This window comes from Bradyrhizobium sp. CSS354 (assembly GCF_029051725.1).
Lineage (GTDB): Bacteria > Pseudomonadota > Alphaproteobacteria > Rhizobiales > Xanthobacteraceae > Bradyrhizobium.
The window spans coordinates 226,196-238,144 of the sequence record NZ_JAACFU010000004.1 but is presented as its reverse complement, the minus strand read 5'-3'; the positions used below and the strand labels follow the sequence as shown (position 1 = coordinate 238,144).

The following is an 11,949-nucleotide window of genomic DNA, read 5'->3' as shown; positions in this document are numbered from 1 at the left end:
TCGGAAGATCAGGACACGTCGATCGCCAGCAATCGTGCAGCCAGCCGGGCATTCTTGGCAATCGTCGTGAGCGCATCATTCAGATCTGTCAGGGTCTTCTCGTCGAGCTCGTTGAACATGGTCGAGTTCAAGGCAAGCTTTCTCTTGGAGAGCTTTTCGATCTCCGTGGTCGCCTTTGCGGTGAGCGACATCAGGACGAAGCGCGCGTCGTCCTCTGCAGGCCGCCGCGACAGGAAGCCCCCCTTTTCGAGACTCTTGGTCTGGTTGGTCACGAAGGCCGGGTGGACGCGCAGCTTGTTCGCGATGTCGATTCCGGCGACACCTCGCCCTTCGTCCAATTCGGTGATGGCCATCAGGATCAGCCACTGCGGCTCGGTAATGCCCAGCAGTCCAGCCCAGCTGGTGTGGATGTCCTCCAGCTGGGAATGAATTTCGACGACGTTCCAGATGAAGTCCGTAATCGCCCTGTCGAGTTTCTTCTCGATCATGTGGCTCCCTCCCCGTTTATCCCTTGCCTATCTTTAATGGGATATCTTGGAAGCGTCTCGAAAATCGCGCGCCGGCCAAACGGAGGTACCGCGCGGAAGAAATCGTAGACCAAATTATTACTTGCAAAGAACAATTAATTTTATTATCGACTATCGTGCTCTATTTCGCTTTCTTGACCCACTCGATGGACAGCGATGCGAGACCTCCAAGAAGCCCTCGGGATGCCCCTGAGGGCTTTTCTTGTTTCAGGCAACGGCTCTTCTGGGGGATATCGCCGCTGTTGCTCTTAGGACACATCGCGGCTCGAACTGTCGATTCATCAAATCAATAAATTGAGACAGTTGTTTTTATAAACTATATGTGAAGCCACGACGGAGGGGGGGGCACCTCACTGTCGTTTCAGTCCGGACCTTCGTGCGGATCTGAATTGAGCGAAATTGAGAGGGTAAAGCGGCTTCCTCCGGGAGCCGAGCCCCCTGAACCGACCTGGAGGTTTACTAATGAAGTTGACGAAGACACTCTTTCTCGGCTCGGCTGCCGGCCTGATGGCCGCATCCGGAGCGTTCGCTGCCGATCTCCCCGTGAAGGCCAAAGCGGTCGAATACGTAAAGATCTGCTCGCTGTACGGCGCCGGCTTCTATTACATCCCGGGCACCGACACCTGCATCAAGCTCGGCGGTTACATGCGCGCTGACGCCGTGCTGGGCTCCAACTCGGACTTCAATCCGAACCAGGGCGGTACTGCCGGTGCTCGCAACCGCATGATGAACTACTACACCTTCCGTTCTCGTGAAGACCTCAACATCGACACCCGCACTGCGACCGAGTACGGCGTGGTCCGCACCTTCTTCGACGGCGTCTTCACCTGGACGAGCGGCAATTACACCCCGACCGGTTCGGCAACGGGTGGCACCCAGTACAGCGGCGCGCTCGGTCTCAACGCCGCGGGCACCGCCCTCGTCGGTTCGAATGGTAGCGGCAGCGTCAACGGCACCGACGGCAACACCTCGGCCGGTGCGCTCGGCGTGTACTATGCCTTCATCCAGTTCGCCGGCTTCACGATGGGTAAGGCCGTGTCGCAGTTCGACGCGCCCTGGACCAACTATCCCGGCAACATCACCGATAACCTCGTCGGCGGCAGCGGCACGGTCACTGGTGTCAACCAGTTCACCTACACCGCCGACTTCGGTCAGGGCATCACGGCAGCGTTCTCGGCTGAAGACGTCTCGGCCTACTATCAGGCCGGCAACCTCAACATGAGCGGCGCGACCGCGGGCGGCATGATCGGCGGTTCGTACGGCACCAACGCCATCGGCGGCACCCGTTCGCCGAACCTCGTTGCTATGGTGCGTGTCGACCAGGCTTGGGGTCTCTTCCAGGCGTCGGTGGCTGCGCATGACAACCACGTTGGTTACTACGGCGCGACCGAGCCGACTGGCCACCCCGACGACAAATGGGGTTGGGCGGTTCAGCTCGCTCTGTCGATCAAGAACATCCCGACCGGCGCGGGTGACACGATCAACATCCAGGGCGTCTACACCGATGGTGCGACCCGCTACAACTTCCAGAATCTGTCGGGCAGCTCCTATGCGCTGTACGGCAACTCGGGCATTGCTGGCTCTTACGGCAGCATCGGCTTCGCCAATGCTCCCGACACGGTGTTTGTTGGTGGCGCAACGCCGAGCCAGCAGGAAACTGTGAAGACCTGGGGCTTCCGCGGCGCCTACACCCACAACTGGGATCCCAACTGGAACTCCGCGCTCTACGGTGCCTACGCTCAGGCCCAGTTCGGCACGCTGGCCAAGACCACCCTGTGCGGTGCTGGCGGCGGCGGCGGCGTGTTCGGCGGCCTGGCGGGTGTGACGGGTTGCAACCCGGACTTCGCGATCGGCCAGCTGGGTGTCGTCACCCGATGGACCCCGGTCAAGAACCTGACCTTCTCGGCGGATGTCTCCTGGACCCATCTCGACCAGAAGTACTCTGGCACGGTTGGCATCTCCCCGTCGGCCACGACCGCCAAGCCGGCCGCGGTCTACGAGCTGAAGGATCAGGACTCGATCGCCATGATCCTCCGCGCTCAGCGCAACTGGTAAGATCTGTCGAAACACATCAACGAACACCCGGCGGGAAACCGCCGGGTGTTTTTTGTTGGGCACGGCCGATGATGTAAAGCGGCGAAGCCGGAAGCCGGAAGCCGGAAGCCGGTGCCCGAGCGCAAGCGTGATCCGCGGCCACTCTTCCGGCGCGAGACCTTGCTCGAATTGCGGCGCGCTCGCTTCGGGCGACGGCCGCTCATCACCCGTCGGGCAAAACACCTGAAAGGCTGTCAATCGGCCGCCGCAAAAACATTCTACTTTACCGAAATTCGGAAACGGCGTATGTGTCGGTCATCCCGGCTCATCCTTGAGGGGCGATCTTGTGGTCGTCACGTTCGCGAGCCGGGCTTGCGGTGGACGCGGCAGCGTTCGGGTGCGAGAGGCTAAGGGCAGGGCGGATTGCTCTCCGTGAGCCCAAGGCTTCGTTCCGACGAGCGGCGCTGCTAGGCTTCGTCTCGTCTGTAAGTTTCCGGCTCCGTCGACAGGGCTGGGAAAACTGCGGCGAAATGGCGGGCCGTGCGTACGGCAAAACCGTGTGGTCCTGGCCGTCGTTGCTACGGTCAAGCTCTTGCGGATGCGGCATCTGCGTCAACCGGCGCGGTGTCGGTGACTTTCGCGAGGGCGAGGGAGGCCAAAAGGAACTCGGCTCCCGGGAGAGCACGGCATAAGCCGTCCAACCATCGCGCAGGGAAGGCCGAGTGATTGGCTACACCTGTATGCTGCTGTGCGGTTTTCCTGCGTGTGCTTTTCGCGCAGCGGACCGCGGGTGCCAGCCGGCACCCGGCCTTCCCTGCGCCCTCTTGGATAAGAGGGTGGAATGACGAAGCAAAGCTCGGGCGAAATCAGCCGCGAGGATGCGAAGGTGTGTCCGCAATTCAAAATGCGAGGAACAGTGGCGCTATCGCCTCATACTCCGTCATTGCGAGCGCAGCGAAGCAATCCAGTCTGCCGCCGCGGAGGGATTCTGGATTGCTTCGCTGCGCTCGCAATGACGATGTGGAGAGAGTGTGTGCCACACTCCGCTCCCGTGCCCCGGACGCAGCGCAGCGCTCTTGCGGTACGCTGGAGAGCCGGGGCCCATGTCGCGACATGGGACCGTGTCGCCATCTGGATCCCGGCTCTGCGCTGCAAGGCTTCGCGCTGCAGCTTGTCCGGGATATGAGAGACGAAATTGTCCGCAGCGCAAGCTCCGCGCGCGGAAATCACGCGTGCCTCACCCCTGGTTCGCCACGCGCGCGCGGTCGAGATGCTCCTCGATCTTGGGACGGTCGCGGGTGCGCTCGAAACTGGTGCAGAGCAGTTCGGTCTCATCCAGCGAAACCGGGGCGCGATACAGGCGGCACATGAATTCGGCCGTTGCGCGTCCCTTGCCCGTACCCGGCCCGCGTTCGGCGAGAAACATGCAGTCCCGGCAGATGCTGGCATCGAGCCGCTGATGTGCCGCGTCGAGGTGATTGAGGATCTCGCGCAGCGAATCGCGAAGCCTGACGCACTCGTCGGGTCCGAGCGCCGTGACCGCGTTCAGAACGTGATTGATCGGATCGTGCTGGCTCAGGCACTTTTCGCCCTGCGCAGTGACGTGCAGCACGACAGAACGCTTGTCTTCGTGCGACGGCTTTCGCACCAGGAAGGACTTGCCCTCCAGCGTCTTCACGATCTGCGATGCGGTCGCCCTGGTGGCGCCGATGAAGCCGGCAAGCGCGGACGGCGTACGCGAAAACCTGTTGGCGCGGCCGAGAAAGCGCAGCGCCATCCATTCCCGGTCGCGCAACCCATGCTGATTGCCTTCGAAATACCAAGCCCTCGCCGCCTGAACCAGCAGCTCGACGGCTTCTCTTGCCAATGGCATGAATTCCTACCTTGCCCCGGGAGTCACGTTTGCGGCGCCCCGGAGCCGCCTTCCGTAGTTGCGCACGAGCCGTTTGCGAGAAGCCGTACCGACCGCGATATCCGACACATGCACCGTGCTCTTCTCTCGCGTGAAGGCACGGCCTGCCTGGCGCCCGACATGGACGGATGGGCAGTGCAGGTTATGACGCGGGAAGCGGTGTTGCTGTTGGTATGCCATTCGCGGCGTCGTCGCACGGGAGCCCGAATAGCCGTCGCCAGCAGACGATGGATCGGAGTAGTTCAACCGAAGCCCCTAAGGTTCAAGTCACACGCAGACGTTTCTTATCTTCGACGAAACGATGAATGAGCTTCTCAACAAAATCAAGTAGAGACCCTCTCTGAGACAGGATGTCGTCGCAGGCGAATGTAACGTTCAAGACAATCTCGCATTTCGGGGACACATGATGGTGAACGCAATACCCTGTCCCACGAGCAACATGCACGCGACTATGCGACGGTTTCATTGCACGGCACGTTGTTGGCTGTCGTTGATGCAAGTTGGTCGAAGCTTGTGCATGACGACGATGTGCGTCGGCATGTCATCCACAACTTGTGCGTTCTGCCAAGGATTGTCCGAGGGAACTCACAGGAATTACACGCGGCGGTTGTCCGGACCGAATCACGGAATCGTCGTTCAGTCGCATTCGGCGCGGCTGCGCGATTCCCTCACCCGAACGGTGGAGGCGTTCACGGCGGAGACCGCAGACAACCGTGCATGCGCGGGAAGCGTGGCGGCATTCGCAATCACCCGTCGAAGACCACGAGCAAGGGGCGATCGCGGGGCGCCTCGCCGACTCAAGCTGAGACTTGCTAGTCGCCCTTGAGCATGTCCCGCAGCTCGCGGAACGGATCGGCGCTTGGCGGAGCCGAAGCGTCCTGCCGCATCGCGCCGTAGATTCTTGGGACCATGTCGACCGCCTGGTCGAGCCCCGAATCACGTCCCGCCTGGTATCCGCCCATCAGGCGAAGGTCGCGGGTGTCCTCGTATTTGGCGATCATGGCCCGCAGCTTGCTCACCAATTCACGCTCTTCGGGGTCCCAGACGTTATGGGCGAGGCGGGAGACCGAACCCAGAACGTCCACGGCCGGGTAACGCGCCTGGTCGGCGATGTGCCTGGAGAGCACGATGTGCCCATCGAGTGTGCTGCGGATGGTATCGGCGATCGGCTCGTTGTGATCGTCTCCGTCCACCAGCACCGAGAAAATCCCGGTGATCGTCCCGGATCCCTCCTCGCCGGGTCCGGCGCGCTCCAGAAGGCGCGGCAGATCGGTGAAGACGGAGGGTGCGTAACCGCGCGCGACCGCGGGCTCACCCGCGGCGAGCGCGACTTCACGGGCTGCGTGGGCGAAGCGGGTGATCGAATCGACCATGAGCAGGACGGATTCGCCCCGGTCTCGGAAATATTCGGCGACCGCCATGGCCGTCTTCGGCGCCAGTCGCCGCATCATCGGGCTCTCGTCTCCCGTCGACACGATCGTGACGGCGCGGTGACGGTCGGCGCCCAGCACGTCCTCGATGAACTCGCGCACCTCGCGGCCGCGCTCGCCGACCAGGGCCAGCACGACGGTGTCAAAACCCTGACTGCGGGCGAGCATCGCAAGCAGCGTCGATTTGCCGACGCCGGAGCCGGCAAAGATGCCGACGCGCTGCCCGGCGCAGATCGGGGCGAACAGGTCGATGACGCGTACGCCGGTGCGCAGCGGCTTGTGGACCCGCGCGCGCTTCATGGCCGAAGGCGCCTCCGCCTCGGCCGAGACCGGACGCGACCCGGGGGTGAGAGCGCCCTGTCCGTCCAGCGGCGCCCCGAGCGCGTTGATGACGCGGCCCTTCCAGCTCGGATCCGGCGCAAAGGACATGGGGGGCATCCGGTAGGCGACCGAGCCGAGGCCGCCGGCGAACTGCCGGTCGAACGGCTTGGCGATGATGCCCTCGCTGTCGATCCGCACCACCTCGCCGATCTGGGGCTTGCCGCCGGAGTTGACGCCGATCAGTTCGCCCAGCCTGACGAAGCGCGACAGGCCGGAGACACGGAAATGCGTCGACGCGATCTCGGAGATCGCGCCGCTGACGTTTGCCAGGGGAGTGCTCTGCTGAAGCTCCAGCAGCGCCCACTCAAGTTGCCGAAGAGCGTTCAAGGAAACCGTCCAACCTCATTGCGCGCGGGGCGCAGTCTATTTGCCGGGTTCGCCCAGCGTCCGGATTGCGTTCTGGAGCGAGCTCTCGGTGCCCTCGATCATCGAATTGGTGCCGTCGAAGGCGCGCGAGGCCGCGATCAGCTTCGTCAATTCCATCATCGGATTGGCGCCGGAGCCCTCGACATAGCCCTGCTTGAAGCCGTCGCGGGAGAAGTCGGCGATGGCGGTCGCAGGCCGGTCGGGCGTGACGCCCGAATTGCCGTAGCGGTCGAGATTGGCGTCGGCGGGAATGTTGAACAGGCCGATAGTGCCGATCTCGTTGTTGTCCTGGGTGATCGCGCCGCTCCGCGCAATCGAGACCGGTCCGCCGTTCGGATCGAGGGTGATCTGCGCGCCGCCGGAATCGATGACGGGGAAGCCGGACACGGTCTGAAGGTCGCCGTTGGCGGCGATCTGGAGACGGCCGTCGCGCGTATAGACCGTGCCGTTCGGACCGGCGAAAGCGATCCAGCCCTGTCCGACCACGGCGACGTCGAGCGGGTTGCCGCTCTCCGTGATGCTGCCCATCTCGCGCGAGATGATGTTGTCCCCGGGCGAGGAGAAGGCGACCGGGTTCGCGCCCGCCTTGGACAGCACCGTCTCGAACTTCACCACGTCGGTGCGGAACGCCGCCGTGTTGACGTTGGCGACGTTGTTGGCGATCGTCTGGAGGCGCTTTTCGAGGGCGACCTGCGCCGACAATCCTACATAGAGGGCCGATTGCATGACCTACCTGTTGAACTTGATGTTCTGAAGTGTCGTGAGCACGTTGGTATCCATGCCGATCGACGTTGTGGCGCCGCCGATTAGGACCAGCGCCGGGTTGGTCGAATTGTCGCTCTGGGCCTGGGTCGCATCCCACATCGCCGCGAAGCGCTGCACGAATTTGGTGACCTTGGCCGGGTCTTGGAAATCGGTCAGCTCGATCTTGCTCGTGATCATCTTGGCCTGGGCATCGATATCAGCCGAGCTGATCGTCGAGGGCAGGCCGAGCGCCGTCTGGACCACTTGCGTCATCGCCTTGTCAGCGAGGATCTGGTAGGAATTGGTGATCGTGGAGGCCTTGCGCGTGAAATAGAGCGCCAGCCGGAGGCCCTCGTTCTGGTCGCCGGCCTTCTCCTCCATCGTCTGCGTGACGAACTGGGTCGCCGTGCCAGTCGTGGCCGCGGCGGTTTGGGTCGCCTTGTCGCCGAGGGCGGCGAAATTGAATGCGGCGGCGAATTGCCGGTAGCGGGTGTCGGTCAGCTTGTTGGCGAAGGTCTTGTTGTCGGCGATACCCTCGGTCAGCACCTTGCGCATGAACGCCTTGGCGTAGGTCATGTCGCTGAGGCCATATGCCTTCATCGCGTAGGAATAGAGGCGATAGTCCTTCAGGAAGTCGTCGATGGTCTTCACGTTGCCGATGTGGCTGAGGAAATAATCGGTGTCGCGGCTTACGTCCGGTTGCGTCGCGACCTGCGTCAGCGACTTGCCCATGTCCTTGGTCAGTCTGGTGTAGTCCGCGATGGTGGATAGCATGACACGCGCCCCTCTGGCCGCTCTCGCGACGTCGTCCCAAGCTGCCGTGAATCGCTTGCGCGAGGCTGGCGAGGGGGAAGCCAGCCTCGCGCAAGGCTCGCCGACTAGATATTCCCGATGGGATCGGTGATGGAGCGGCGCGTTGGGCAGTTTCGTGGGGATCGTCATCACGGTAGCGGCACTGCTGGGCGGATTTGCCGCCATGGGCGGGCATCTGGGCGTGCTGATGCAGCCGTGGGAGTTCGTGATCATCATGGGCACCGCGGCCGGCACCTTCATCATGGCCAATCCCTGGAAGACGGTCGCGGATACCGGGCTTGCCTGCGTGCAGGCTGTGACGGGGGCGGTGCCCGGTCAGCGCTACTATCTCGATCTGCTCGGTGCACTGCACGCGCTGATGCGGGAGCTGCGGGGCAAGGGCCGCAACGAGGTCGAGGCGCATATCGACGATCCCGCGTCCTCCGAGATCTTCAAGGCGTTCCCGAGCGTGCTCGGAGATCCGTCGCTGCTCCAGTTCATCTGCGATTACGTCCGCCTCATCATCATGGGTAACGCGCGAACGCACGAGATCGAAGCGCTGATGGACGAGGAGATCCACACCATCGTGAAGAGCAAGCTGGCGCCCTACCACGCGCTGGTGGTGGTCTCGGAAGCGCTGCCTGCGCTCGGCATCGTCGCCGCGGTGCTCGGCGTCATCAAGGCCATGGGCGCGCTCGACCAGTCGCCGAAGCTGCTGGGCGGCTTCATCGGCGCCGCCCTCGTCGGCACTTTCGCTGGTATTTTCCTGTCCTACGGCATCATTTCGCCCTTCGCGATGAAGGTGAAGATGACGCGCGAGAAGCGTTGCCGGCCCTACATCATCGTCAAGCAGACGCTGCTGGCGTTCATGAACGGCGCCATGCCGCAGATTGCCGTCGAGCACGGCCGCAAGATGATCGCGAGCCCCGAGCGGCCCTCGATTGACGTCGTCGAGAACGAGACGATCGCGGGTCCCAAGGCTGTCGTGACCGAGGTTGAACCGAAGGCTGCGCGCGCATCATGATGGAAGCCCTCGACGTCGATCAGCGCAAGCCGCTGCCGAACTATCTGCTGGACGCCGCCGGCATCTCGATCGAGCGCATGCCGATGCTCAATGTGATCTTCGATCGCATGGCGGCGTCGTGCACGGACAGCCTGCAGCCGATAGCGGGAACGCCGTGCTATTTTTCGGTCAACGGCATTACCAACGACCGTGTCGGCGACATCATCAAGGACTACGAGGCTAATGCGGTTGCGGCTGTGCTCTATGCCGAGCAGTGGGATTCCCGCATCATCATCATGCTCGACCGCGACTTCGTGTTCACCATGGTCGAGGCGATGTTCGGTTCCGACGGCGCCGAACCGCCGCTCGACGTCGAGCGCAGCTTCTCGAACATCGAGATCCGCCTGGTCCAAGCGCTATTCGAGCGGTTCGCCAAGGCGCTGCAATCCGCTTTCGCCGGCACCTCCAACGTCACCTTCCGCGTGGAGCGGGTCGAGACCGCGATGGCGTCGCTGGCGATCGGGCGGAGCGGCAACATGTCGATCTGCGCGAACATCATGCTGCAGGCACTCTACCGCGGCGGCCAGATGTTCCTCATCATTCCCCATTCCGCGCTCAACCCGCTCAGGCAGAAGCTCGCGACCGTGGTCGTCAGCGACGGCCGCGCGGCCGATCCGCGCTGGCGCGAGCAGATGGAGACCGAGGTTCACCGCACCGAGGTGACGCTGAGCGCCGTGCTGGACGAAAAGATGATTTCGCTCGGCGACGTCGTGAAGTTCCAGGTCGGGCAGGTGCTCGAGCTCGAAGCCACGCCGCGCACGCTGGCTCGGCTCGAGAGCAACAACCAGGTGCTGTTCTGGTGTCAGATCGGCCAGCTTGATGGCTATTACGCCATGCAGGTGGCAGATCCCGTCGATCAGAAACGGGAGTTCGTCGATGATATCCTATCTCGTTGATGCCGTGCTGCTGATTGCGCTCGCCTTCACCAGCATGCGGGTGACCAGGATGCATCGCGAGCTGGCGCGGTTGCGCAGCTACCAGGGCGAGTTCTCGACCATCGTCCAGGAGACGGCGGGCGCCTTCGACACGGTCATCACCGCGGCGCATGATTCCACCGCAAATCTCGGACGGCTCGCCAACGTGCTGAGCACGAAGATCGATCAGGCCCACGAGGCGATCGCGGCGCTCGATGCGAGGAGCGGGCTCGCATCCCCGGCGACCGCGGGCGGCGCCGACGTGAACAAGCATTGAAGCCGAAGCCGGCGGAATAGATACGATCGGAACGTCGCGGCGCTCCGGGAGCGGAAATACCAAGAGGCGATACCAGATGGCGCAATCCTTCGACTATGAGTCAGCATCGGCGTCCGACGAGGGACATACCGAGACATCTCCGCTGGAGCGGCTGGCGGAGATCGCCGCGCGCACGGCGGAAGAGACCGGCAAGTTCGCCAATGTCGATGCCATCCTGCGCATTCCCGTGACGATGCAGGTGGTGCTGGGATCGGCCACCATTCCGGTGGCGAACCTGATGAAGCTCGGCCGCGGCGCGGTGGTTCCGCTCGATCATCGGGTCGGCGAACCCGTCGACGTCGTCGTCAACGGCCGCGTCGTCGCCCGCGGCGAGGTGGTCGTGGTTGAAGAAGACAATTCCCGCTTCGGCGTCTCGCTCACCGAGATTGTCGGGCCGTTGGGGCAGGGTGATACCTGACCATGGCGGCACAGGTCGGCATGGCTCCCATCAAGCAGCGAGGCGTTGCCACGCTGGGCGGGACAGAGAAGGTCGCGGCACTCCTGCTCGCCATGGGCCGGCAGGCGGCCGCGAGCGTGCTCGCGCAGTTCGAGCCGCAGGATATCCGCACCGTTACAAAGGCCGCGGCCGAGCTGCGGCCGATCACGGCGCAGGAACTCGAAGCGATCGTCGAGGAGTTCGCCCAGCAATTCTCGATGGGTGCCAACATTCTCGGCACCCTCGGTGGCCTGGAAGCCGTGCTCGGCGACGTGCTTCCGGCCGACCAGGTCTCGGCCATCATGTCGGACCTGCTCGGCAATTCGAGCCGGTCCGTGTGGGACCGCGTCTCGTCGGTGTCGGAAAACTCGCTGGCAAGCTACCTGTCCAAGGAGCATCCGCAGACCGCGGCGCTCATCCTGTCCAAGGTCAAGCCGTCCTGCGCCGCCAAGGTCATGAGCCAGCTGCCGTCGAGCCTGCGCAACGAGCTGATGCGGCGCGTTCTCAGCCTCAAGCCGATCGTCGACGACGCCCTGAGGGTCCTCGAGAAAACGCTGCATGAGGATTTGACGCTGAACTTCGCCCGCAATCTCGGCGCGGACACCTATGCCCGCGTCGCCGACATCATCAACAAGATGGAGCGTGGACACATCGAGGACATGCTCAAGAGCCTGTCGGAGAAGCGGCCGAAGTCGGCCGAAGTACTGAAGGAGCTGCTGTTCACCTTCGACGACGTGACTAACCTGACGCCGAAGGCGCGCACCATGATCTTCGACCAGGTGCCGACCGATCGCATCGTCATCGCGCTGAAGGGCACCGACAAGCACTTCCGCGAGATGATCCTGTCCTCGGTCGCCTCGCGCGTCCGCCGGGTCGTCGAGCACGAACTCGCCATTGGCGAACCGTCGAACCAGCGCGACGTGCTGGAGGCGCGGCGCGTGATCACCGACCTCGCGCTCGACCTCGCGGAAAAGGGCGAAATCGAGCTCAACCCCGAGCAGGAGGATGAGCTGGTCTTCCGCTGACCGCTGAAC

At 63.2% G+C, this 11,949-nt stretch carries 11 protein-coding genes; 6 read left to right on the top strand and 5 right to left on the bottom strand.

Features of this window, described 5'->3' with window-relative positions; genetic code table 11:
* Positions 1-8: 8 nt before the first annotated feature.
* On the bottom strand, positions 9-488 hold the full coding sequence (locus tag GWG67_RS11125; protein WP_275169389.1) for a MarR family winged helix-turn-helix transcriptional regulator: 480 nt from the start codon (positions 486-488) through the stop codon (positions 9-11).
* Positions 489-989: 501 nt separating this feature from the next.
* Between GWG67_RS11125 and GWG67_RS11120 the strand changes: the two genes are divergently transcribed.
* Positions 990-2,582, top strand: coding sequence for a porin (locus GWG67_RS11120; RefSeq protein WP_275169388.1), 1,593 nt, complete (start codon positions 990-992; stop codon positions 2,580-2,582).
* A gap of 1,216 nt (positions 2,583-3,798) precedes the next feature.
* Here the strand turns inward: GWG67_RS11120 and GWG67_RS11115 are convergent.
* From GWG67_RS11115 to GWG67_RS11100, 4 genes are all read right to left on the bottom strand, one after another.
* Positions 3,799-4,434, bottom strand: a complete 636-nt coding sequence (locus GWG67_RS11115; protein WP_275169387.1) for a MarR family winged helix-turn-helix transcriptional regulator — start codon at positions 4,432-4,434, stop codon at positions 3,799-3,801.
* An 851-nt stretch (positions 4,435-5,285) separates the two neighbouring features.
* Positions 5,286-6,611 (bottom strand): flagellar protein export ATPase FliI, encoded by a 1,326-nt coding sequence (gene fliI, locus GWG67_RS11110; RefSeq protein WP_275169386.1) that lies wholly within the window; start codon positions 6,609-6,611, stop codon positions 5,286-5,288.
* Positions 6,612-6,647: 36 nt separating this feature from the next.
* Positions 6,648-7,376, bottom strand: coding sequence for a flagellar basal-body rod protein FlgF (flgF, locus tag GWG67_RS11105; protein ID WP_275169385.1), 729 nt, complete (start codon positions 7,374-7,376; stop codon positions 6,648-6,650).
* A gap of 3 nt (positions 7,377-7,379) precedes the next feature.
* Positions 7,380-8,168 (bottom strand): DUF1217 domain-containing protein, encoded by a 789-nt coding sequence (locus GWG67_RS11100; RefSeq protein WP_275169384.1) that lies wholly within the window; start codon positions 8,166-8,168, stop codon positions 7,380-7,382.
* A gap of 142 nt (positions 8,169-8,310) precedes the next feature.
* On the opposite strand from GWG67_RS11100, the gene motA reads away from it, so the two are divergent.
* From motA to GWG67_RS11075, 5 genes are all read left to right on the top strand, one after another.
* Entirely contained in the window at positions 8,311-9,210 is a 900-nt protein-coding gene (gene motA, locus GWG67_RS11095; protein ID WP_007613972.1) for a flagellar motor stator protein MotA, read from the top strand.
* Entirely contained in the window at positions 9,207-10,145 is a 939-nt protein-coding gene (locus tag GWG67_RS11090; protein ID WP_245446762.1) for a flagellar motor switch protein FliM, read from the top strand. Before motA ends, GWG67_RS11090 begins: the two co-directional genes overlap by 4 nt.
* A complete protein-coding gene (locus GWG67_RS11085) occupies positions 10,126-10,440 on the top strand; it encodes a hypothetical protein (protein WP_275169383.1) in 315 nt (104 codons plus the stop codon). The genes GWG67_RS11090 and GWG67_RS11085 overlap by 20 nt, the downstream gene beginning before the upstream one ends.
* A 76-nt stretch (positions 10,441-10,516) precedes the next feature.
* Positions 10,517-10,897: a flagellar motor switch protein FliN gene (gene fliN / locus GWG67_RS11080; protein WP_007595899.1), complete on the top strand. Its 381-nt coding sequence runs from the start codon at positions 10,517-10,519 to the stop codon at positions 10,895-10,897.
* Positions 10,898-10,899: 2 nt separating this feature from the next.
* Entirely contained in the window at positions 10,900-11,940 is a 1,041-nt protein-coding gene (locus tag GWG67_RS11075) for a flagellar motor switch protein FliG (protein ID WP_007595897.1), read from the top strand.
* The last annotated feature ends 9 nt before the right edge of the window (positions 11,941-11,949 follow it).